General features: G+C 63.0%; 21 protein-coding genes. 13 read left to right on the top strand and 8 right to left on the bottom strand.

Annotated features, from left to right (window positions below):
• The first annotated feature begins 236 nt into the window (after nt 1–236).
• The 11 genes from MUN81_RS12910 to MUN81_RS12860 all read left to right on the top strand — a co-directional run bounded on the left by MUN81_RS12910 (nt 237) and on the right by MUN81_RS12860 (nt 11,186).
• Nucleotides 237–1,664: an anthranilate synthase component I family protein gene (locus tag MUN81_RS12910; protein WP_245110974.1), complete on the top strand. Its 1,428-nt coding sequence runs from the start codon at nt 237–239 to the stop codon at nt 1,662–1,664.
• 15 nt (nt 1,665–1,679) lie between these two features.
• Nucleotides 1,680–2,249 carry an aminodeoxychorismate/anthranilate synthase component II gene (locus tag MUN81_RS12905; RefSeq protein WP_245110972.1) on the top strand — a complete coding sequence of 190 codons (570 nt, stop codon included), beginning with the start codon at nt 1,680–1,682 and terminating at the stop codon, nt 2,247–2,249.
• 132 nt (nt 2,250–2,381) lie between these two features.
• Complete coding sequence (trpD, locus tag MUN81_RS12900; RefSeq protein WP_245110970.1) at nt 2,382–3,377, top strand: anthranilate phosphoribosyltransferase; 996 nt, start codon at nt 2,382–2,384, stop codon at nt 3,375–3,377.
• Nucleotides 3,378–3,427: 50 nt separating this feature from the next.
• Nucleotides 3,428–4,255 carry an indole-3-glycerol phosphate synthase TrpC gene (trpC, locus tag MUN81_RS12895; RefSeq protein ID WP_245110968.1) on the top strand — a complete coding sequence of 276 codons (828 nt, stop codon included), beginning with the start codon at nt 3,428–3,430 and terminating at the stop codon, nt 4,253–4,255.
• Nucleotides 4,256–4,264: 9 nt separating this feature from the next.
• Nucleotides 4,265–4,999 carry a phosphoribosylanthranilate isomerase gene (locus MUN81_RS12890; protein ID WP_245110966.1) on the top strand — a complete coding sequence of 245 codons (735 nt, stop codon included), beginning with the start codon at nt 4,265–4,267 and terminating at the stop codon, nt 4,997–4,999.
• Nucleotides 4,996–6,198, top strand: a complete 1,203-nt coding sequence (trpB, locus tag MUN81_RS12885) for a tryptophan synthase subunit beta (RefSeq protein ID WP_245110963.1) — start codon at nt 4,996–4,998, stop codon at nt 6,196–6,198. Before MUN81_RS12890 ends, trpB begins: the two co-directional genes overlap by 4 nt.
• Before the next feature lie 27 nt (nt 6,199–6,225).
• A complete protein-coding gene (gene trpA / locus MUN81_RS12880) occupies nt 6,226–7,005 on the top strand; it encodes a tryptophan synthase subunit alpha (protein WP_245110961.1) in 780 nt (259 codons plus the stop codon).
• Between the two features lie 138 nt (nt 7,006–7,143).
• Nucleotides 7,144–8,148, top strand: coding sequence for a 3-deoxy-7-phosphoheptulonate synthase (aroF, locus tag MUN81_RS12875; RefSeq protein ID WP_245110960.1), 1,005 nt, complete (start codon nt 7,144–7,146; stop codon nt 8,146–8,148).
• A gap of 261 nt (nt 8,149–8,409) precedes the next feature.
• Entirely contained in the window at nt 8,410–9,132 is a 723-nt protein-coding gene (locus MUN81_RS12870; protein ID WP_245110957.1) for a phenylalanine-4-hydroxylase, read from the top strand.
• A gap of 176 nt (nt 9,133–9,308) precedes the next feature.
• Nucleotides 9,309–10,682 carry a helix-turn-helix transcriptional regulator gene (locus MUN81_RS12865; protein WP_245110956.1) on the top strand — a complete coding sequence of 458 codons (1,374 nt, stop codon included), beginning with the start codon at nt 9,309–9,311 and terminating at the stop codon, nt 10,680–10,682.
• An 87-nt stretch (nt 10,683–10,769) separates the two neighbouring features.
• Entirely contained in the window at nt 10,770–11,186 is a 417-nt protein-coding gene (locus MUN81_RS12860; RefSeq protein WP_245110954.1) for a hypothetical protein, read from the top strand.
• 33 nt (nt 11,187–11,219) lie between these two features.
• Here MUN81_RS12860 and MUN81_RS12855 read toward each other — a convergent pair whose 3' ends face one another.
• From MUN81_RS12855 to MUN81_RS12825, 7 genes are all read right to left on the bottom strand, one after another.
• Nucleotides 11,220–11,690 (bottom strand): Mpo1-like protein, encoded by a 471-nt coding sequence (locus tag MUN81_RS12855; protein WP_245110951.1) that lies wholly within the window; start codon nt 11,688–11,690, stop codon nt 11,220–11,222.
• Nucleotides 11,691–11,883: 193 nt separating this feature from the next.
• The gene (locus MUN81_RS12850; RefSeq protein ID WP_245110948.1) at nt 11,884–12,762 is read right to left on the bottom strand and encodes a dienelactone hydrolase family protein; all 879 of its coding nucleotides are present in this window, start codon (nt 12,760–12,762) and stop codon (nt 11,884–11,886) included.
• Nucleotides 12,763–12,803: 41 nt separating this feature from the next.
• Nucleotides 12,804–13,349 carry a hypothetical protein gene (locus MUN81_RS12845; protein WP_245110946.1) on the bottom strand — a complete coding sequence of 182 codons (546 nt, stop codon included), beginning with the start codon at nt 13,347–13,349 and terminating at the stop codon, nt 12,804–12,806.
• 71 nt (nt 13,350–13,420) lie between these two features.
• Nucleotides 13,421–14,728 (bottom strand): AarF/ABC1/UbiB kinase family protein, encoded by a 1,308-nt coding sequence (locus MUN81_RS12840; protein WP_245110944.1) that lies wholly within the window; start codon nt 14,726–14,728, stop codon nt 13,421–13,423.
• Between the two features lie 96 nt (nt 14,729–14,824).
• Nucleotides 14,825–15,454 carry a TetR family transcriptional regulator C-terminal domain-containing protein gene (locus MUN81_RS12835; RefSeq protein WP_245110942.1) on the bottom strand — a complete coding sequence of 210 codons (630 nt, stop codon included), beginning with the start codon at nt 15,452–15,454 and terminating at the stop codon, nt 14,825–14,827.
• 107 nt (nt 15,455–15,561) lie between these two features.
• Nucleotides 15,562–16,887, bottom strand: coding sequence for a deoxyribodipyrimidine photo-lyase (locus MUN81_RS12830; RefSeq protein WP_245110940.1), 1,326 nt, complete (start codon nt 16,885–16,887; stop codon nt 15,562–15,564).
• A gap of 70 nt (nt 16,888–16,957) precedes the next feature.
• Entirely contained in the window at nt 16,958–17,674 is a 717-nt protein-coding gene (locus MUN81_RS12825; protein WP_245110939.1) for an SDR family oxidoreductase, read from the bottom strand.
• 202 nt (nt 17,675–17,876) lie between these two features.
• Between MUN81_RS12825 and MUN81_RS12820 the strand changes: the two genes are divergently transcribed.
• Entirely contained in the window at nt 17,877–21,317 is a 3,441-nt protein-coding gene (locus MUN81_RS12820; RefSeq protein ID WP_245110937.1) for a pyruvate carboxylase, read from the top strand.
• A gap of 116 nt (nt 21,318–21,433) precedes the next feature.
• Nucleotides 21,434–22,777 carry a M20/M25/M40 family metallo-hydrolase gene (locus MUN81_RS12815; protein WP_245110935.1) on the top strand — a complete coding sequence of 448 codons (1,344 nt, stop codon included), beginning with the start codon at nt 21,434–21,436 and terminating at the stop codon, nt 22,775–22,777.
• Here MUN81_RS12815 and MUN81_RS12810 read toward each other — a convergent pair.
• Nucleotides 22,774–23,223, bottom strand: a complete 450-nt coding sequence (locus MUN81_RS12810; protein WP_245110934.1) for an META domain-containing protein — start codon at nt 23,221–23,223, stop codon at nt 22,774–22,776. The two genes, MUN81_RS12815 and MUN81_RS12810, sit on opposite strands and share 4 nt — an antisense overlap.
• Nucleotides 23,224–23,270 lie beyond the last annotated feature (47 nt).

Here is a 23,270-nt window from a genome sequence, read left to right as displayed (position 1 = left end):
TTGCTTTTGATTGCCGGGGTTTTAAGAAAAACGTTTTACCTTTGCCACGCGTTTCAGTCGAAGCGCCCTCTCAATATGAACGCACATCGTACTTCGCAGGCTTGGTGGTGGCAGCTCCGAAACATCGGACCGGCCTTGCTGTGCGCCTCGTGAAGTCAACTTGATTTTACCTGATTCCACAAAAAGCCCGGCCCACAGCCGGGCTTTTTGCGTTTCCGCTTCTCGCTTTCAATTCTGTGTCTTATCAACTCATCACCCGCTCCCGCCGCCTGCTCGCCGATACCGTAACGCCGGTGGGCCTGTTTCTGCGCCTGCGCGACCAATACGCCAACTGTCTGCTGCTGGAAAGCGCCGACTACCACGGCCAGCAAAACGCCTTCAGCTACTTGGTGTGCGAGCCGCTGGCCACGTTTGAGCTTCGGCGCGGTGGCGTGCTGCGCCAACTGCTGCCCGGCTCTGCCGAAACCACCGAAAACCTGGCTCACCCGCGCGAAGCCCTAGCCCGGCTGCGAGACTTCGCCGCCGCCGGTACGCCCGATGCCGCGGCCGAAAAGCTGCCCTTCATCAGCACTGGCCTGTTTGGCTACATGGGCTACGAGGCCGTGCAAAGCTTTGAGGATGTGCAGCTAAACTCCGAGAAAGTGCCGGCAGGCGACATTCCGCTGATTCGCTACGGGGTGTACCGTTACGTCATCGCTTTCAACCACTTACGGCAGGAGCTGTACCTGTTCGAGCACAGCGTGGCCGGCGAGGCCATAGCCGCAACCGACGGCCTCGACCGCCTCGAAAACCTGGTGCGCCACCCCAGCGTGCCAGCTTTCGATTTTGCCACCGAAGGGGAGGAGCAGACCAACCAGACCGATGCCGAGTTTTTGGCCCGCCTCACGCAGGGGCAGGCGCACTGCCTGCGCGGCGATGTGTTCCAGATTGTGCTCTCGCGCCGGTTTCAGCAGGGCTTTTCGGGCGATGAGTTCAACGTGTACCGGGCGCTGCGGTCCATTAATCCTTCGCCCTATCTGTTTTACTTCGATTACGGCGACTATAAAATCTTTGGCTCCTCGCCCGAGGCGCAGGTGCTGGTACAGGGCCGCGAGGCCACTCTGTTCCCAATTGCGGGCACCTACCGCCGCACCGGCGACGATGCCGCTGATGCCGCCGCCGCCCAGCGCCTGGCCGCCGACCCCAAGGAAAATGCCGAACACGTGATGTTGGTAGACCTGGCCCGTAACGACCTGGCCCGCCACGGCACCAAAGTGGAAGTGCGCACGCTGCGCGAAATCCAGTTTTACTCGCACGTCATCCACCTTGTAAGTAAGGTGACGGCCGAACTGGCCGAAAATACTGATACGCTGCAAGTGGTAGCCGACACTTTCCCGGCTGGCACGCTTTCTGGCGCCCCTAAGTTTCGCGCCATTCAACTCATTGATGGGCTGGAGCCCACCGCCCGCGGCTACTACGGCGGCTGCCTGGGCTTTCTAGGCTTCGATGGCAGCTTCAACCACGCCATTATGATTCGCTCGTTTCTGAGCACCGGCAACCAGCTGTATTTCCAGGCCGGCGCGGGTGTGGTGGCGGCTTCTAACACGCAGTCGGAGCTGGAAGAGGTGCACCACAAGCTGGGCGCCCTGCGTGCCGCGCTGCGGGCCGCTGAAAACGTGAAATAATTCCAGCTTACTGCCATGAAAATCCTCGTTCTCGATAACTACGACTCCTTCACCTACAACCTGGTGCACCTGCTGCGCGAGCTCGGCCACGGCCCGAACATGACCGTGACACGCAACGACCAGCTGACGCTGGAGGACGTAAACGCCTACGACGCCATCCTGCTCTCGCCCGGCCCCGGTATTCCGTTGGAAGCTGGGCTGATGCCGGATATCATTGAGCGGTATGCGCCCACCAAACGCATTCTGGGCGTGTGCCTGGGCCACCAGGGCCTGGCCGAAAGCTTCGGGGCGGAGCTCTACAATATCCCCGCCGTGCTGCACGGCGTGGCCAACGAAGCCGAAGTAACCGTAGCCGACGAGCGCCTGTTTGCCGGGCTGCCCAAGCGGTTCCAAGTGGGGCGCTACCACTCGTGGGCGGTGCGGCCCGAGTCGATGCCCCCGACGCTGGAAGTAACGGCCCGCGACGCCAACGGCGAGGTGCTGGCCTTCCGCCACCGCCAGTACGACGTGCGCGGCGTGCAGTTCCACCCCGAAAGCATCCTAACCGAGCACGGCGCGCAGATGCTGGAAAACTGGTTGAAGTAGAAATCTGAGAAAGAACGTCATGCTGAGCGTAGCCGAAGCATCTCGCGTGTAGTAGTAAATAAATCGTTGAACGATGCGAGCGAGATACTTCGGCTGCGCTCAGCATAACGTTCTGAAAAGAAATCAAAAGCATTGAAACACATTCTCACCAAGCTTTTCGACCACCAGCCCCTGACGCATGCCGAGGCCCACGCCGCCATGCGCCAATTGGGCGAGGGCGGGGCCAACCCGGCCGAAACGGCGGCTTTCCTGGCCGTGTACCGCATGCGGCCCATCACGGTGGCCGAACTGGCCGGCTTCCGCCAGGCCCTGCTAGATTTGAGCCGCGACCCGGAGCTGGGCACGCATGAGCTCGTGGACATCGTGGGCACGGGCGGCGACGGTAAAAACACGATTAATATCTCCACGCTGGCCTGCTTTATCGTGGCCGGGGCGGGCACGCTGGTGGCCAAGCACGGCAACTTCGGGGTGTCGTCGGTATCGGGCGCTTCGAACGTGCTGGCGCATTTTGGCTACAATTTCGAAGCCAGCCCCGACCAGCTGCGGCGGCAGCTCGACCGGGCAGGCATTTGCTTTCTGCACGCGCCGGCTTTCCATCCGGCTATGCGGCACGCCGGGCCCATCCGGCGCGAGCTTGGGCTGCGCACCTTCTTCAACATTCTCGGCCCGCTGGTGAACCCGGCCCGGCCCACGGCCCAGTTGCTGGGCGTGTTCAGCCTGGAGCTCCAGCGCCTCTACCACTACCTGATGCAGCCCACCGGCGCGCGCTACGCAGTAGTGCACGCCCTCGATGGCTACGACGAGCTGGCCCTCACCGGCCCGGCCAAGGTGGTGTCGTCGTTCGAAGGCGAGCGGCTGTTTACTGCCGACACGCTGGGCCTGCCGGCCTGCACGCCCGACGACCTATCCGGCGGCAGCACCGTGACGGCCGCCGCCGAGCTCTTCAAGCACGTGCTCGATGGCCACGGCACCGAGGCCCAGCGCAACGTAACCACCGCCAACGCCGCCCTGGCCCTGCAATGCGCCCGCCCCGGCCTGAGCTGGGACGCCGCCCTGGCCCTCAGCCGCGAGTCGTTAGACTCGGGCGCGGCCCGACGGGCTTTCGAAACCATGCTGGCCACTCAATAAAATTTCTACATAGCGCGAAGCAAATCCGTCGCGCTGCTGTTTTTCAAGTCATGTCCCAAGCCACCATCCTCGATACCATCGTCGCCCACAAGCGCCAGGAAATTGCCAGCCGCCGCGAGCTGTTGCCCACCAAGCTGCTCGAAACCAGCTTGTATTTCAACTCGCAGCCGTTGTCGCTGCGCAAGTACCTGCTGCGCGAAGGCGGCAGCGGGCTCATTGCTGAGTTTAAGCGCAAGTCGCCCTCCAAGGGCTGGATTAACCAGTATGCGCCCGTCGAGCGCACCACGCTGGGCTACATGCAGGCCGGCGCGGCGGCACTGTCCGTCCTCACCGATACCGAGTTTTTCGGCGGGAAGAACGAGGATTTGACCACGGCGCGCCGCTTCAATTTCTGCCCCATCGTGCGCAAGGATTTTGTGGTCGATGAGTACCAGATTCTCGAAGCCAAGAGCGTGGGGGCCGATGCCGTGCTACTGATTGCCGCCGTGCTCACGCCTGCCGAGATTGATACGCTGGGCCGTCTGGCCCGCTCGCTCGGCCTCGAAGTGCTGCTCGAAGTGCACGACGGCGAAGAGCTGGCCCGCTCCATCAACGCCGACGCCGTGAACCTCATCGGCGTGAACAACCGCAACCTGCACGATTTCAGCCTCAGCCTCGATACCTCGATGGCGCTGGCCGAAGCCATTCCGAACGAGTTTGTGAAGGTGTCGGAAAGCGGCATTTCCACGGCGGCCGCCATTGGCCAGCTGCGCGAAGTGGGCTTCCGCGGCTTTCTGCTGGGCGAGGCCTTCATGCGCCACGCCCGGCCCGAGCGCGCCTGCGCCGCGCTGGTGCAGGAAATCGCCGCCCTGCCGAAAATCGAGTCGGTAGTAGCCTAGTTGCCGGCCATGAAAACGCCCCGCCCCGACATTTCCGCTTTAGCCGCTGCCGCTGGTGTACCTGGTGCGAAAGCTGCTGCCGCAGCTCCCGAGGCCCCGGCGCGGCTGCTGGTGAAGGTGTGCGGTATGCGCGACGAGGCTGCCCTGGCCGGCGTGGCCGCGCTGGGGCCGAATTTTCTGGGCTTCATCTTCGCGCCCAAGTCGCCGCGCTTTGTGGGCGAGGTGCTGGCCCCCGGGCTGGTGCGCGCCCTGCCGCCGACCATTTGGAAGGTGGGCGTGTTCGTGAACGAAACCACCGCCAACATCCTCGCCACAGTCCAGCGCTTCGGCCTGGCCGCCGTGCAGCTGCACGGCCAGGAGTCGCCCGCGCAGTGCGAGGAGCTGAACGAAGCCGGCTTGCTGGTACTAAAAGCGTTTTCGGTAGGGGAGGCGGTTGATTTCGACGCCCTGCTGCCCTACGTGCCGTTTTGCGACTACTTTTTGTTTGATACCAAAGGTGCCGCGCCCGGCGGCAACGGGGCCGTTTTCAACTGGAATTTGTTGCAGTCCTACAACCTGCCTGTGCCCTATTTCCTGGCCGGCGGGCTGGGGCTGGAACACGCCGCCGAGCTGGCGGCCCTGCGCCTGCCCGGTCTGGCCGGTGTCGATTTGAACAGCGGTTTCGAGACCGCGCCCGGCGTGAAAGATGCCGGCCGATTAGCCCAAATGCTCACCCAACTGCGCTCCGGCGCGCCAACCCTATGACTGCTATCCCCTCTTACCAAAAACCCACCGAGCGCGGCTACTACGGCCAGTTTGGCGGCGCCTTCGTGCCCGAAATGCTCTATCCCAACGTGGAGGAGCTGCGCACGCAGTACCTGGACATCATGGCCGAGCCCGAGTTTCAGGCTGAGTTGAAGCAGCTGCTCCGCGACTACGTGGGCCGCCCCACGCCGCTGTTCGAGGCCAAGCGCCTGTCGGAGAAATACGGCACCCGTATTTTCTTCAAGCGCGAAGACCTCTGCCACACCGGCGCGCACAAAATCAACAACACCGTGGGCCAGATTCTGCTGGCCAAGCGGCTGGGCAAAACGCGCATCATCGCCGAAACCGGCGCCGGGCAGCACGGCGTGGCCACTGCCACCGTGTGCGCCCTAATGGGCCTGCCCTGCGTGGTGTACATGGGCGCCGTCGACATCGAGCGCCAGGCCCCCAACGTGGCCCGCATGCGCCTGCTCGGGGCCGAAGTGCGCCGCGCCGAAAGCGGCAGCCAGACCCTGAAAGACGCCACCAACGAGGCCATCCGCGACTGGATTGCCAACCCCGTCGATACGCACTACATCATCGGCTCGGTGGTGGGCCCGCACCCGTACCCCGATTTGGTGGCCCGCCTGCAGGCCATTATCAGCGAGGAGATGCGCGCCCAGCTGCTGGAAAAAACCGGTACCGAGCTGCCCGATTTCGTGGTGGCCTGCGTGGGTGGCGGCTCCAACGCGGCCGGTGCGTTCTACCACTTTCTGGATGAGCCTTCGGTGCGCCTGATTGCGGTGGAAGCAGCCGGGCACGGCATCCACTCGGGGCACTCGGCGGCGACATCGGTGCTGGGCACGCCGGGCATCATCCACGGCAGCAAAACACTGCTGATGCAGGACGAGCACGGTCAGATTACCGAGCCCTACTCGCTGAGCGCGGGCCTCGACTACCCCGGCATCGGGCCGCTGCACGCCTACCTGGGCGAAGTGGGCCGCTCCGAGTTCATCGCCATCACCGACGACGACGCCCTGGCCGCCGTGGCCGAGTGCAGCCGCATGGAAGGCATCATCCCGGCCCTTGAAACGGCCCACGCCCTGGCCGCCCTGGGCCAGCTCGGCGCCGGCCCCGACGATGTGGTGGTGGTGAACCTCTCCGGCCGCGGCGACAAAGACCTGGAAACCTACCTCAAGAACATGGACAAGCTGGTGTAGCCTGCGGCTCCCCGATACCTATTATATATGGACCGCATCAAACACGCCTTCGCGAGCAAAACCAACCTGCTCAATACCTACTTCACCGCTGGCTACCCCAGCCTGCACGACACTATTCCGCTGGCCAAAGCGCTGGTCGACGCCGGGGCCGACATCCTCGAAATCGGCATGCCCTTCTCCGACCCGCTGGCCGATGGCCCGGTCATCCAGGGCAGCAGCTCGGTGGCGCTGGCCAACGGCATGAACCTGCCCGTGCTGTTCGAGCAGCTAAAGAGCCTGCGCGCTGCCGTGCCCGAAACGCCGGTGCTGCTCATGGGCTACCTCAACCCCGTGATGCAGTTCGGGGTCGAAGAATTCTGCCGCCAGGCCGCCGAAGTGGGCGTCGACGGCCTCATCCTACCCGACCTGCCGCTGGCCGAGTACGAAGAGTTCTACCAGGAAACCTTTAAGAAGTATGGTCTGAAAGCCGTCTTCCTCATCACCCCGCAAACCTCGGAGGAGCGCATCCGCCACCTCGACCGCCTCTCCGAAGCCTTCCTCTACCTCGTTTCGGGCCCCGGCACTACCGGCGGTACCACCCTGCCCGATGCCGTGGCGCAGCAGCAGTACTTCGAGCGCATCGCCGCCCTGAAACTGCGCAACCCGCGCCTCATCGGCTTCGGCATCGGCGACAAAGCCGGTTTCGAGTGCGCCTGCGAGCACGCCGAGGGTGCCATCATCGGCTCGGCCCTCATCCGCGCCCTGGAGGATGCCACCGACGCCCCGGCCGAAGCGGCGCGCTTCGTACGCGGCATCAAGCCGGCGTAATCTCGAACGTCATGCAGAGCGCAGCGAAGCATCTCGCGTGCTGAAGTAACCCAATCGTTTCAACGTCATTAATTAGTAGTTGCACGCGAGATGCTTCGCTGCGCTCTGCATGACGTGCTTTTCTTCTCGAATAATTCTGTGATAATCCAACTCGAAAAAAACGCCTCGGTGCCCACCATCACCGAGCACCTGAAGCAGCAGGGCTACAAAGCCACCGAAGTCACGACCCAGCACGCCCACTACCTGGTGGCCATCGGCAAGAAGGAATTCGACATCCGCACCATCGGCCAGCTGCCGGGCGTGCGCGACGTGCACCGCGTGAGCGACGACTACAAGCTCGTGAGCCGCAAGTGGCGCGTGAAGCCCACCGTGCTCGACCTCGGCGATGGCGTGACCATCGGCGAAGGCTCGTTGGCCTTGTGCGCCGGCCCGTGCAGCATCGAGAGCGAGGCCCAGATGGAAAAGGTGATGGACCACCTCGTAGCCAACGGCGTGCGTCTGATGCGCGGCGGCGTGTTCAAGCCCCGCTCGTCGCCCTATGCCTTCCGAGGGCTGGGACTGGAGGGGCTGCGCGATTTCCATCGCATGGCCCGGGCGCGCGGCCTTAAAATCGTGACAGAAGTGATGCAGGTGTCGCAGGTGGAGGAAATGCACGACTTCGTGGACGTATTCCAAGTGGGCGCGCGCAACACCCAAAACTTTAACCTGCTCGATGCCCTGGGCGGCGTCGACAAGCCGGTGCTGCTGAAGCGCGGCATTTCGGGCTCGATTGAGGAACTGCTGTCGTCGGCTGAATACGTGTTTTCGGGCGGCAACGAGAAGTTGATTCTCTGCGAGCGCGGCATCCGTACGTTCGAAACAGCCAGCCGTAATACGCTGGATTTGAACGCGGTACCAATCCTGAAGGCCAAGAGCCACCTGCCCGTGATTGTGGACCCCTCGCACGGCATCGGCATTCGGGAGCATGTGCCCACGATGGCGCTGGCGGGCGTGATGGCCGGGGCCGACGGCATCGTGTACGAAACCCACGAAACGCCCGAAACTGCCGCCTCGGATGGGGCGCAGACGCTGGATTTCGACGAATCGGCCCGCCTGATTCGCAACCTGCGCCGCGTGTATGCGCTGCGGCAGGAACTGGAATAAAGAAAAATTAATGTGGGGAAATGCTTGCATTTCCGGAATCGGTTCCTAAATTCGTTCCACTCATGCGCCACAACTTCGTCAATTGCATTAACACCCTAATGACTGCCCCCAAACAGGGTGGGTACGGGCTGCGATTGGCGCTACCGGAAGATGAGGCATGATACCCGAACTTCTCTAGAAACCTTCAAAAGCCCGAATCCGCCAGGATATCGGGCTTTTTTTTCGCCCGATTTTACCTGCACTTCCCCTCATCGTTACGCTATGTTTACGACTAACAATCCCGCCGCTACTACCGCCAGCCAAGACCAACTCATCTGGAAAATGCTGTTTGACCGCCAGACCGCGCTGCTGCACCGCCGCGCCGTGCCGGTGTTTTGGGAAAACCTGGCCCGGCTGGGCTACCGGCGCGAAGCCATTCCCGACATAAGGGAGCTTAGCGCCACGGTATTTGAGGAAACCGGCTGGCAGCTGGCCCCGGTGGGCCGCCCGTTCGAGCCGGCCGCGTTTTTCGCCCTGCTGGCCGAGCGTAAGTTTCCGGTGGTGACGCGCATCCGGCCGATGTACGCCTTCGATTTCAGCCCCGAGCCCGACTTGTTCCACGACCTGTTTGGGCACGTGCCCATGTTGCTTGATGAAGGCCTGGCCAACTTCCTGCACGAGCTGGGGCAGGCCTACGTGGCTCTGCCCGAAGGCTCGCCTGCCCGCGAGCAGCTCTGGGCGCTGTACTTCTTCACAGCCGAGTTTGGTATGGTGCAATCCGACGGTAAGCCGCACCTCTACGGAGCGGGCCTGCTGTCGTCGGCCGGCGAAATTCACCACTGCGTGAACGAGCTCACGCCACGCCCGGCCTTCGACCTGGCAACCGTACTGAACACGCCCGTGACCGGCGCGCGCTACCAGAACCAGTATTTCATGCTGCCCGCCTGGGAGCAGCTCACCGAATGCGTGGAGGAGCTGGCGGGTATGCTGGCTACGAGCCGCTAGGCTGTCGGGCCAGTCGGGAGTAGCGCGAACGGTATCGTTCGCGCTACTCCCGACTGGTGCTGACTACTGCTGCTGCCCCGGTGCTGCTGTCGCGGCGGCGGGGCGGCAGCGTCTTTTCATGGCTTGGTAACGGCTGCCGTAGTCGAATCCAAGGGCCTGTGTACTAGCTTCGCGGTATGCTGTTTCAATTTAGTTCGCATAGCGGGTTGCTGCTGCCGTTTGTGTTGTGGGGGCTGGTGCTAGCGGGGCATCTGCTGGTTAAGGCCTGGCGCTTCGGCACCCTGCCCGACGGGCTGCTGGCCCTGCTGCTGCTGCTGAACGTGCTGCCCGTGGCGCAGTGGATGCTGGGCTACGCCGGCTGGTACGATAGCCACGATGGCTACTCCACCACCATGTTCTACGTGCCCTGGCAGCCCTGGCTGCTGTGGGGGCCGGCGTTTTACCTGTACTTCCGCAGCCTCACCAACCAGGAGTTCACCCTGCGCAAGCACTGGCGGCACCTGCTGCCCGGGCTGGTGCTGGTGGGCCTCTATGCCGGGGCGGCCGGCTATGATTTGGTCTGGAGCCGCGCTTTGCACGGGCAGGCCTTGCCCTACCACTACGGCACCAAGGGCGAAGCCGCCAACCTGCTCGACTACCTGAGCGGCCCCGCCAACTGGCTCGGCTACGCCCTGATGCTGGGCTACGGGCTGGCCACGCTGCGTCTCTTTCGGCGCTACCGCCGATACCTCGACGACAATTTTTCGGACACAGCCCGGCTGCGGTTTCGGGGGCTGCGCGATTTGCTGGTGGCGGCCCTGCTGGGCCTGGTGCTGTGGCTGAGCTTCGACGTGGTGAACCGTGCCATCGGCCCGCTGGGCTACGGCGACTACTGGTACGCCTACTTTGCCAACGGCGCGCTCATTTATTTCCTGAGCATTGTAGGCCTGCAGGCTAACTTTGCCGCCATTACGCCCCTGCGCTTCGAGCCCGAGGCGGAAGAAGCTCCGCCGCTGGCGGGGGCTTCGGGTGCGGGAGCTACTGCAGTTGCTGCGCCCGCGCCGGCCCAGGCTCTGACGGCCGAGTTGGCCGCCACGCTGGTGCCTGCCTCGGCCGAAGCGGCTGTTGCTAAAGCGCCTTTCGAAGTGCCGACCACGCCGCCGGGCGAGTCGCCCGAAGCGCCCGCGCCGGTTGCCAAGGTGGCCGCACCCGCCGCTACGCTGGCCCCCGAGCTGCACCCGTGGCGCGACAAGCTGCTGGCCCTGATGGCCGACGACCAGCCCTGGCTGGAGCCCGAGCTAACCCTGGCCGAACTGGCCTACCGCCTGCGCACCAATACTTCGCTGCTCTCGCACGTCATCAACACCGGTTGCGGGCAGAACTTCAACGACTTCGTGAACAGCTACCGCGTGGCCGAGGCCGAGCGCAAGCTGCAAGACCCGCGCCTGGCGCATTACTCGCTGGTTGGCATTGCGTTAGAATCGGGCTTCAACTCGAAGTCCACGTTCAACCGGGTGTTCAAGAAGCTGACTGGCCGCACGCCGGGCGAGGTGGCACGTCCCAAATCATAAGCGGAAGCGGCGCAAGCCATAAGTTGAGGCGCGGGAAAGGCAAAGTGGGGGGACTTTTGGGCCATCAATTCACCAAACTCCACACTCATGAAAACGCTGTTTCGATTGCCAGCCCGCCGCGTCGTCCATTTGTCAGCTTTTGTTGGAGTAGTGTTGCTGCCCCTGCTGGGCGTGGCCGGCACCATTCATTCGCACCTGCTCATCGAGTCGGGTAAGCAATTTATTCTGGGTGGCGAGCAGCCGGGAGCTTTCCGGGTGTCGGCGCACAACGTGGGCCCGGTGCCGGTCGAGGTTCGAGAGCGGCCGCGGGGCGGGGGCATCTTCGGCAAAACCACGCTGGCCCCGGGGCAGCGCGGCGTGCTCCGGTTTGCCGAGGGCTCGACGGCCGTGCTGCTTAATCCCAGCGCCAAGCAAGCAGTACTCGACCTCACCGTGACGGGCGACACCAAGCGGCTGGCCATGACCTATGAGCCGGTTTCGGAAACGGGCGCGGCGGTGAAATAGTCATCGCCGGCCGGTTAGACCGGCAGCAGACACTTAGTACCCCCAGCCCAGGCGGCGGTACATGAAGTGCAGCAGCCACAGCGGCCCGATGAGCAGAAACTGCAGGTCCTTGAGGAAACTCGGTTTCTTGCCTTCTACCTTGTGCCCCCAGAACTGGCCTACCCAGGCCAGCGCAAAAATGATGAGGCATATGCCCCACAGCGGCAGGGCCGCCGCGCCTGCCACCACGCGCAGCATGGCGGCCATGGCCACCCACACCAGTAGCATGCCCAGCGCCAGCCGCCCGCTCAGCCGCACGTAGTACAGGAGGGCCAGCGCCATTACCAGCGTGCCCCAATTCAGCCAGGGGCTGAGCTGCTGAATGGTCATCGGCACCGGAATGGCCCACAGCAGGCCAATGAGCGAAAACATAATCAGCGGCACGCATACCCAATGCACCAGCTTGTTGGTGGGGTTCTGGTGGCTTTCGCCGTATTCGGAGAGGAGGGAGGCGAGCGGAGCCATGTGGTGGGAATTGTAGAAAAGTGTGTACCAAAGTAGCAAAAAAAAGCGCCTTCCCGCTCGGGAAGGCGCTTTCAGTATTGCTGTAGAGACGCGACACCTCGCGTCTCGGCGTTGAACGATTACCGTTGCCAACACCTTTACGGCGCGGCCACCGAGACACGAAGTGTCGCGTCTCTACATCGTGCTGGAAACCTTACGATTTCGACTTGAAACGGCCGCGCAGGTAGGCCAGCGCGTGGGCGTGCGCCTTGGCGGCATCGTCCTTTTTGTATTTGGGGTTGGATGGGTTGGCAAAGGCGTGGTCGGCGTCGTAGCTCTCGATGGTGACGCTTTTGCCGGCGGCGGTCATGTCCTTTTTGAACTGGGCCACCACTTCGGGGTTAATCCACTTATCCTGGCTGGCGAAAATGCCCAGCACGTCCGAATTCAGGGTTTTGAGCTTGGCCACGTCCTTCTCGGGCATGCCGTAGTACATGACACAGCCAACCGTCTGTTTGCCGCCGAGCAGGGCTTCCTGCAGGCTCCAGCCGCCGCCGAAGCACCAGCCGATGCTGGCGAATTGGGCTTTGGGACCGGCGTACATCTGGGCGCCTTTGAGGATGGCCACGGCGCGCTCGGTTTTCACCTCGCCCATGTATTTGCCGGCCTCTTCGGGCGTAGTGGCAATTTTGCCATCGTAGAGGTCGACGGCGATGACGTTCACGTCGGGCATCTCGGCGGCGAAAGTGGCGGCTTCCTTCTTGATGTAGTCGTTCAGGCCCCACCATTCGTGAATCACGAACAGGTACTTGTTGCTCGACTTGGCGCTCTTGATTTCGAAGCCCTTGCCGGTGCTGCCATCGGGCGTTTTGAAGGTGATTTCCTTGCCTGCGCCCTCATACACGAAGGGCAGCGGCGCATCGTGGCCACCCGAGAAATCTTTGTTGGTGGCCAGCATGGCGAAGGCCTCGGTGGCCGAAGCCGAGAGGTTGGCGGCCGGACGAGCGCAGCAGCTAGCCATCTGTTGGGCCGAAGCCGAGAACGAGAGGCTGAGCAGGGCCGCGCCGAGCGTGAGTAACTTTTTGGTGAACATGGAATTAAGTATGATTGGAAACAACTGAGCAAGCGCAACAGCTAACCCGGTAAAACTTCCCGCGCAAGGTGGCGAAGTTTTGGCAGCTCGCGCGTCGCGCGGCTGTGCAACGCCGCCGAAGCGCTGGTAGCCAGCGCATTTTCAGTGGCCAACACAACTTCGGCGGCCAACTCGGGGTAGGGGCCGGCCAGCCGGGCGGCGGCCGTGAGGGCGTAGGCCCGAATGGCCACCGGCTCGCGCGGAGCCCGCAGCAGCGCCAGGCAGGTATCGAACGCCAGGGCCTGCCATTCCTCGGGCACGGGCACAAATTGCAGCACCCGCGCCACCGCCCGCCGAATGGCCGGGTGTTGGTCGGGGCCAGATTGGGCTGCGGCCAGGAGGCCGGGCAGGTGGGGCACCAGCCACTTGGGCCGGCGCTCGCCCACCCAGCCCAGCACGTCCGCGGCCAGCTGGCGCTCGCGCGGCGCGCCGTACCAGAACAGCTGCAGCACCTCGGCCAGAGCTGTGGGGTGGGCACAGGCGTAGTCGGTCAGACGCCGGGTCTGGCGCGCCGAGTGTTCCCGCAGTAGCTCGGTTCGGAAGTTCATCAGCGAAATGTAGCATATGTTTCCGCTTGTGCCCAGCCGGTCGTTCTGGCAGGCGCAAGCGGAAGCATGTGCTACATAGCAACTCCGGTTTCGACCGCCGCCCCCAGCTCCGTGAGCAGCGCAAACAGGCCCACGTAAGTGCGGTTGAGGTAGATGAAGTGCTCGGAGCCGCGGGGCTCGCGCTGCTTGCGCAACTCGGGGTCGGCCATCAGGTCGTCGCCGAGGGCGTAGAGGGCAGCCATGTAGGCGGGGTCGCCGAAATCGAAGGTGGGCTGGCGGAAGGGGCGGCCCACCAGCTCCAGCGACACCTGCAGGGTGCGCAGGTAGAGCGCCCGCATGGCCGGCGCATCGGTGGAGCGGAGCACGCCGGCCTGGGTGAGCAGCTCGGCGAGGCGGGCTTCGTCGGCAATGGTTTCGGGGGCCAGAAGGTCCTTGAAGAGCTGGTACACGTCTTGTGGCACGTCTTTCACGCAGCCGAAGTCGAGCACGCCGAGGGTGCCGCCGTGGTCGGCGCGCATCAGGAAATTGCCGGGGTGCGGGTCGGCGTGCAGGCGGTGCAGGGTGTTGAACTGGAACTGGTAGAAATCCCATAGCGCCTGGCCGATTTGGTTGCGCACCTCCTGCGTGGGGTTGGTAGCCAGAAACTCCTTGAGGTGCTGGCCGGGAAGCCAGTCCATGGTCAGAATGCGGGCCGTGGAAAACTCGGGGTAGTAGGCCGGAAACTGCAGGTGCGGCAGCGCCTGGCACTGCGCCGCAATTTCCTGGCCGCGCAGCAGCTCCAGCTTGTAGTCGGTTTCTTCCAGCAGCCGGGTTTCCACTTCCTCCAGGTAGGGGCGCACCTGGGATTCGTTTAGGCCCATAATGCGCAGCGCAATGGGCTTCACCAGCCGGATGTCGGACTTGATGCTGTCGGCCACGCCGGGGTATTGCACCTTCACAGCCAGCTCTTTACCGTTTTTGCGTGCCAGGTGCACCTGGCCAATGCTGGCCGCCTGCCGCGCTTCGGGCTCAAACGCATCAAACAACTGATACGGCGACTTGCCAAACGCATCCCGAAACGCCTTCACCACCAGCGGGCCCGAGAGCGGCGGGGTCGAATACTGCGCCTGGGCAAACTGCTCGGCGTAGGCCGCAGGCAGCATGTTTTTCTCCATTGCCAGCATCTGGGCCACTTTCAGCACCGAGCCCTTCATCTCGCTCAGCGTGCCGTAGAGCTCGGCGGCGTTGGCGGCGTGCAGGTCTTCGGTGGTCGACTCGGCCCCCACGGCTTTCTTGGCATAGTGCTTAATGTAGTTGGTGCCCACGTTGAAGCCGGTTTTGGCGAAGCGGGCGGCGCGGGCCACCTTGGTGGTCGGCAGCGAGGTTTGGGGTTCGTCCATTAAATCAGTGAACAGTTATCAGTGAGCAGTGAACAATCAGTCAGTCGGCTATTGAACGAACTGTTCACTGCTCACTGATAACTATTCATTGAAACGCTAGCGCCGCACCAGAAACCGCACGAAATCCACGGCCGAATCGAGCGTGTTGCGGCCCACAAGGTCGAAGCTCAGCGTCACGGCTTTTTCCACGGCCGCGTCGGTGCGCTCGAAATTCACGGTGTCATCTTTGGCGAAGTAGCCGAGCACGAACAGCGCCTGCTGCCAGAAGAAGCGCGGGTAGCCTTCCTGCACCAGCGGGCGGTTGGCGATTTCGCCGCTCACGCGGCCGGCGCTGAGCAGGTCGCTCACGAAGTATTCGAAGTCCTGCCGGAAGTCGTCGAGCACGCGGGGCGACAGCGCTGGGATGCGGTGCAGCGAGCGGCGCAGGCTCATCAGGGCGTAGGAACGGTTGCTTTTGAGGATTTCGAGCAGCGTGTAGTAGAACGCCAGCAGCTTTTCGCGGCTGCCGTAGCCTTCCCACACGGGCTCGGCCGCAGCCGTTTCGCGCGCCTGCCGACCGAAATCAGCCCAGATTTCGCGGTCGATGGCCTCGAAATTGGGGTAGTGCTGGTAGAATTCCGACTCGGCCACGCCCAACTGCTGCGTGAGTTTGAACACCGATTGCGGCGGGTGGCCTTCGTTGAGCACGAAGTCGAGATAGGCTTGTTTGATGCGGTCCTTTTCCATGCGGGTATAACCGGCTGGAAGGCCGTACGGTTCGGATTGCAGCGTGGACTCTGCGAGTCCGCGCTTCGGTAGGATGTTCACCCAAGCGCGGACTCGCAGAGTCCACGCTACGAAGCGGCAATGCGCGCCGCCCGAATAGCTTCCACGGCCCGCTCGCGGGCAAACTTATGCTCCACAATAGGCTTAGGGTATTTCGCCGTGCCCACTTCCAGCACCCAGCGCTTCACGTACTTCATCTCGGGGTCGACCTGCGCTTGCTGGCTTTCGGGGCTGTACACTCGGAACCAGGGGGCCGAAATAGCGCCGGTGCCGGCCATCCACTGCCAATTGCCCACGTTGTTGGCCATGTCGTAGTCGAGCAGCTTGTCGGCGAAATACTTTTCGCCCCAGCGCCAGTCGATGAACAGGTGCTTGGTGAGGAAGCCGGCCACGGTCATGCGCACGCGGTTGGGCAGGTAGCCGGTTTTGTTGAGCTGGCGCATGCCGGCATCGACGAGCGGGTAGCCGGTGCGGCCCTCGCACCAGGCTTTGAACTCGTCCTCGTTGTTGCGGTAGGGGATGTGCCGCATCTTGGGGTCGTAGCTCTCGGTGGCGGTGTTGGGGAAATGCCAGAGCAGCATCATAAAAAAGTCGCGCCAGATAATTTCGGCCAGTAGCTTCGGGTTCAGTTCCTTGGCCTGCTTCATTACCTCACGCACGCTGAGCGTGCCGAAGCGCAGGTTCAGCGACTCGCGGGTGCTTCCGTGCTCATTGGCGGGCGTGTCGCGGGTTTTGTGGTAGTTGCGGACCACGCTTTCCGCCGGCAGCTTCACAGGCGGAATATCCTGCTCCCTGCGCTCGAATCCCATGCTGTTGAGCGTGGGCCGGGCCCCCGCTTTTTCCTTCGAAACGTGCTGCAGGTGCTCTTTTTTGAACAGTTTTTTGGATTTAGCGGGCTCCAGCAGCTCGTCGGTCAGCTTGGCGGTGTAAGCCTTTAGGTAAGCGCCGAACACCTTGGGCACGGTGCCCGACTTGGTCATAATCTCCTCTTTGGCGAAAATAACCTGGTCCTTATAGGTGTGGAATTCCACGTCGTGCTTCTTCAGCAGCTTTGCCACGGCCGTGTCGCGCTCGGTGGCATAGGGCTCGTAGTCCTCGTTGGTGTGCACCGCCGCCACGTCGAAGTCTTTCACCAGCTGCTCCAGCACCTTTAGCGGCTCGCCGTAGCGGGCCAGGAAGGTGCCGCCGGCCTTTTCCGTTTCGGCGGCCAACTTCTCCACTTCATCATGAATGAACATGAGCCGGGCATCGGCCTTATCGGGCAAGTGGTCGAGAATTTTCTGGTCATAGATGAACAGCGGCAGCACCGGCAGGCCGCTGGCCAGCGCCGCCGCTAGGCCCACGTTATCGTGAATGCGCAAGTCGCGCCGGTGCCAGAAGAGGCAGATTTTCATGTTGTGGATGTGGTTATCTGTGCAAAGCAGCACGTCATGCAGAGCGCAGCGAAGCATGACGTGCTTTTACCTATTTCAGTTTCCCCATCCCACCATCCACAGCCATCGTTTGGCCGGTGATGAACGAGCTGTGGTCCGACAGCAGGAAAGAGGCCATGTAGGCCAAATCTTCGGGCTGGCCGATGCGCTGCAGCGGGTGGCGCTTGCCGCCGGCTTCCACCTTCTCGGGCGAGTTGAGCAGGGCGGCGGCCAGGGGCGTGTTGGTGAGCGAGGGCGCGATGCAGTTTACGCGCACACCGCTGGCGGCGTATTCGGAGGCCAGGGCCCTCGTGAGGCCCTCCACGGCAGCCTTGGCCGTGGCAATGCTGGTGTGGAAGCTCATGCCCGTATCGGCTGCCACGGTGCTGAACAGCACCACCGACGCACCTCCCTCGGCTTTTTTCAGGCGCTTAATGGTGGCTTGGATGACGCGCACGGCGCCCAGTACATTCAAGTCAAAGTCGGCTTGGAAATCATCGGTCGGAATGCGCTCAAACGGCCGGAGCTTGATGCTGCCGGGGAGGTAAGCCAAGCCGTGCAGTACCTCCGGCAGAGCATCGAACGCGTTGCCCACGGGCTGGGTCGCATCGTAAGCTATGTGCGTGGTGCCCAGCTCGGCCAGCTCCGGCGACAGGTGGCGCGAGGCCGTGAATAAGTTGACGTGGAGGGAGCTCAGGAGCCGGGCCGTGGCCAGGCCAATGCCCGAAGAAGCGCCGATGAGCAGAATGTTTTTGTCCGTGAAATCCATGCAGGAAAGCTTAGCTGTGCGAAAGTCTTGCAAACCCTGTATCAGGGCGAAAGTTTTGCGAGTATGAGTCGCAAACGAAAATGCAAACGTTTGCCGAAGATTCTCTGTTAGCGAAATTTCGCTGGAAAAAAAGGCGAGGCCTGGTTTGATGGCAGCCTTTCGCGTAGTTTCGCCGTAAGCGCGTTTATCCCACTACTCGCATATGAACATAACCAAACTCCTGGTCGCCAACCGCGGCGAAATTGCCATTCGCGTCATGCGCGCCGCCACCGAGCTCAACATCCCCACTGTGGCCGTGTACACCTACGAGGACCGGTACTCGCTGCACCGCTACAAAGCCGACGAAGCCTACCAGATAGGCCGCGACGACGAGCCCCTGAAGCCCTACCTCGACATCGAGAGCATCCTGCGGGTGGCGAAAGAGAACGGGGCCAACGCCATTCACCCCGGCTATGGCTTCCTGTCCGAAAACGCCACGCTCTCGCGCCGCTGCGCCGAAGAAGGCATCATTTTCGTGGGCCCGCGCCCCGAGGTGATGGAGGCCCTCGGCGACAAGGTGCGCGCCAAGGAAGTGGCCCAGCAGTGCCAGGTGCCCCAGATTGAGAGCAGCGAGCCCGAGTTAGTCGACTATGAAACCGCCAAAACCGAAGCCAACCGCATCGGCTACCCGGTGATGCTGAAGGCGGCGGCCGGTGGCGGCGGCCGCGGCATGCGCGTCATTCGCGACGACGAGCAGCTGGAGAAAGGCTTTTTTGAAGCCCGCAACGAGGCCCTGAACGCGTTTGGCGACGACACGGTATTTCTGGAGAAATTCGTGGAGAAACCCAAGCACATCGAAGTGCAGCTGGTGGGCGACCACCACGGTAACCTCGTGCACCTCTACGAACGCGACTGCTCGGTGCAGCGCCGTTTTCAGAAAGTGGTGGAGGTGGCCCCGGCCATGAACTTGCCCGACCACCAGCGCCACCTTTTGTATGAGTACGCGCTGCGCATTGGCCGGGCCGTGGGCTACGACAACGTGGGCACCGTGGAATTCCTGGTGAACCCCGAGCACGACCGCATCTACTTCATTGAGGTGAACCCGCGCATCCAGGTGGAGCACACCGTGACCGAGATGATTACGGGCATCGACCTCATCAAAACTCAGATTTTCATCGCGGCCAACTACAAGCTCAGCGACCCCGAAATTGGCCTCGGGCCCGACGTGAAGCCCTTGCGCGCCGGCTTTGCCATGCAGTGCCGCGTGACCACCGAAAACCCCGAAAACGACTTCAAGCCCGATTACGGCACCATCGTGGCCTACCGGCAGGCCGGCGGCTTCGGCATTCGCCTCGACGAGGGCTCGGTGTACCAAGGCGTGGTGGTGTCGCCGTTTTTCGACTCCATGCTCGTGAAAGTGTCGGCCCACGCCTCGACGCTGCACGCCGCGGCCCAGAAAATGCTGCGTGCGCTGGACGAATTCCGCGTGCGCGGCGTGCAAACCAACATTCAATTCCTCAAGAATATCGTCGGCAACGAGGAATTCCAGACCGGCCACGCCACCGTCGACTTCATCAAAGACCACCCCGAGCTTTTCAAGTTCGAAACCCGGCGCGACCGCGCCACCCGCCTGCTAGGCTTCATCGGCGAAACGGTGGTGAACGGCAACCCCGACGTACGCAACCTGCTCGACCCGCGCGCCAACCCGCGCCGGCCGCACATTCCGCACTCGGGCCACGAGGCGCCCGCGCCCGGCACCAAGCAGAAGCTGCACGAGCTGGGCCCCGAAGGCTTTGCCCAGTGGCTGCGCGACGAGCCCCTGGTGCATTACACCGACACCACCCTGCGCGACGCCCACCAGAGCCTGCTGGCCACCCGCATGCGCACCTGGGACATGCTGAAAGTGGCCCGCGCCTACGCCCAGATGCACCCCCAAACCTTCAGCCTGGAAGTGTGGGGCGGGGCCACCTTCGACGTGGCCCTGCGCTTCCTGCACGAAGACCCTTGGGAGCGCCTGGCCCAGCTGCGCGAAGCCATCCCGAACATTCTGCTGCAAATGCTCATTCGCGGGGCCAACGGCGTGGGCTATAAGGCTTATCCTGACAACCTCACCGAGCGGTTTGTGCAGCAGGCAGCCGAAACCGGCGTCGACATCTTCCGCATTTTCGACTCGCTGAACTGGATGAAGGGCATGGAAGCCTGCATCGGCTTTGTGCGCAACAAAACCGACCGGCTGGCCGAAGCCAGCATCTGCTACACCGGCGACATTCTGGACCCCAAGCGCACCAAATACACCCTTGACTACTACCTCCGGCTGGCCAAGCAGTTGGAAGATGCCGGCGCTCACATTCTGTGCATCAAGGACATGGCCGGCCTGCTGAAGCCGTACGCTGCCACCGAGCTCATTCAGGGCCTGCGCGATACGGTGAAGCTGCCCATCCACCTGCACACGCACGATACGTCGTCGCTGCAGCCCGCCACCTACGCCAAGGCCGTGGAGGCGGGCGTCAACGTCATCGACGTGGCCATTGGCTCGCTGTCGGGGCTCACTTCGCAGCCCAACTTCAACTCGGTGGTGGAAATGTTCCGCGGTACGCCGCGCCACCGCGAGTTCGACCAGCACTCGCTCAACGAGTTCAGCAACTACTGGGAGGCTGTGCGCGAGATGTATTATCCATTTGAATCGGGCCTGAAGGCGGGCACTTCCGAGGTGTTTCAGCACGAAATTCCGGGCGGGCAGTACTCCAACCTGCGCCCGCAGGCGGCCTCGCTGGGCCTCATCGATAAGTTTGAGGAAGTGAAGCAGCGCTTCGCCGACGTGAACCAAATGTTTGGCGACATCGTGAAGGTGACGCCGAGCAGCAAGGTGGTGGGCGACATGGCCCTGTTCATGGTGTCGAACAACCTCACGCCCCAGGACGTGATGGAACGCGGGGAGGGCCTGAACTTCCCCGAGTCGGTGCGCGAGCTGTTCCGCGGCGACATTGGCCAGCCCGAAGGCGGCTGGCCCCAGGAGCTGCAGAAGCTCATACTGAAGAACGAAACGCCCTTCACCGACCGGCCCAACGAGCACCTCGCGCCCATCAACTTCGACCAGGAGTGGGCGGCTTTTCAGGAGAAGTTTCCCGGCGCCAAGTTCACCGATTTGCTGTCGTCGCTGCTCTACCCGAAAGTGTTTGAGGAGTACTGGGCGCACCGCCAGAAATTCGGCAACGTGAGCAAAGTGCCTACCTCGGTGTTTTTCTACGGCCTGAAGCCGGGAGAAGAAACCATCATCGAAATCGCCCGGGGCAAGTCCGTCATCGTGCGCCTGGAGTCGGTGGGCACGCTGAACGAGGAGGGCTGCCGCACCATTTTCTTCACTCTCAACGGCCAGACCCGCAACCTGCAGGTGCGCGACCAATCCGTTGAAGTCACCAAAATCAGCAACGCCAAGGCCGACAAAGCCAACCCGCGCCAGCTGGGCGCCCCGCTCCAAGGCATGCTCAGCAAAGTGCTGGTGAAGCCCGGCCAAGCAGCCACCAAAAACACGCCGCTGTTCGTCATCGAGGCCATGAAGATGGAAACCACCATCACCGCGCCGCAGGACCTGACCGTGGCCGACGTGGTGCTGTCCGAAGGAACCCGGGTAAGCGCCGACGACCTCGTGCTGACGCTGAGCTAAAACAACTGGTAGGGGCGGGGCTTGCCCCCGCCCGTCGTTGCACGAAATCGTTGTAGCGGCGGGCGGGGACAAGCCCCGCCCCTACATTGCGTTAATTCCACACTGTTGCACTTCGTATGAAACACTTCCTGCTGCTTGGTGCACTGCTAGCCACCCAGCCCGCCCTCGCCCAGAAAAAAAACGCCAAGCCCGCGCCCAAAGCACCTGCGGTATCGGCTGTCACGGTCACGCGCGTGGTGCAGGCCCTGGCTGCCGACGACATGCAGGGCCGCGGCACGGGCCAGCCCGGCGGCCAGCGCGCCGGCGATTTTCTGGCTGGCGAATTTAAGCGCATTGGCCTGAAGCCACTGCCGGGCCAAACGGGTTTTGAGCAGAAGCTCACCGTGTACCAAACCCTGAGCACGCCCGTGGCGGCCGTCATCAACGACCAGACGTTGGCATCGGCGCAGGTCGTAGCCGCTTCGGGCCAGCCCTCGATAACGTGGTCGAGCGAAGACGCTCAGCCGCCCGCCGTGGCGGTCATCGGCTCGGAGCCGGCCGAGCGCCGCAAGCTGTTTGGCTACGTCAACAACCCCACGGCCAACACCCTGGTGTTTGTCGATACGGCCCAAACCAAGGCTTTCCGCCAGCTGGTGGGCTACCTGGGCCGGGGCACCACCACTCCTGAGCGGCCTAAGCCGTTTGCGACGGTGTTTGTGCTGGGCGCCCGGCCGGCCACGCTCAGCTACCGCATCAGCGCCAGCACCGTGATAGAGCCGGTGGAGCTGCGCAACATCGTGGGCCAACTGCCGGGCCACGACCCCAAGCGCAGCAAAGAAAACGTGGTGTTCTCGGGCCATTACGACCACCTGGGCTACCTTAAGCCCGTGGCCGGCGACTCCATCGCCAACGGCGCCGACGATGACGCCAGCGGCACCACTGCCGTGGTGGCCCTGGCCGAGTATTTCAAAAGGCGCAACGACAATGCCCGTCCGCTCATCTTCGTGGCTTTTGCGGCCGAAGAAGTGGGAGGGTTTGGTTCGCAGTACTTCTCCAAACAGCTCGACCCCGCGCAGGTGGCGGCCATGTTCAACATCGAGATGATTGGCAAGGAGGCCAAGTTTGGCCCGAACACAGCTTTCATCACGGGCTACGACAAGTCCGATTTCGGCAAGCTGCTGCAGGCCAACCTGGCCGGCAGCAAGTTCCGCTTCGAGCCCGACCCGTACCCCGAGCAAAACCTGTTCTACCGCTCCGACAACGCCACTCTGGCCCGTCTGGGCGTGCCAGCCCACACCATCAGCACCGACCAGATTCCGACCGACGGCCTGTACCACTCCGTCGACGACGAAGTGGAAACCCTCGACCTGACCAACATGACGGCCGTCATTCAGGCCATCGCGCAGAGTGCCAGCGGCATTGTGGCCGGCCGCCAAACGCCCAGCCGCATCCCGCCCCTCACCGACGACCGCGCCCGCTAGCGCAGGTACACGGCTTCGAGCCGCGCCACGGTCGCGTCGGTCGCGTCCAACAGGCGCAGTGTGTCGCCGCTGATGCGGTAGGTACGGCTCTGGCCCAGAGCGCGAGTAAAGTCGTTTTCGGCTTCCATGGCCGGGCACGCCATCCGCGTGCTCATGAGCGGGCTGAAGGTGAGCTCATTCGGTTTTTCGCTGAAGAAACTGCCGCGGAAGCGGTTGCAGCCGCCGTTGCCCTCGGCCGTGCCGTCGGCGCGAAGCGTGAGGTAGGGCTCGCGGGTGTCGGCCGGCAGGCGCAGGGGGCGGCCGGCCAGCTCACGCGGTACCCAGTGAGTTTCGCGCAGGGCGGCCGCGGGTGCCTGCCGGGCAGGCGGCGCGGCGGCGGTTTCTTGGGGCGGGCGCGATTGGCAACCCGTGGCCATCACAAGTGAAATCAAAATGGGGAGACGCATATTGTTGCAGCTAACCTGCTCTTCTACGCAAAAAAGCCTGCGTTATT

It is taken from the genome of Hymenobacter sp. 5317J-9, assembly GCF_022921075.1.
In the GTDB taxonomy this organism is placed as follows: Bacteria; Bacteroidota; Bacteroidia; order Cytophagales; family Hymenobacteraceae; genus Hymenobacter.
The sequence above is the reverse complement of the archived record's forward strand: the minus strand, read 5'-3'. Positions and strand labels throughout refer to the sequence as shown.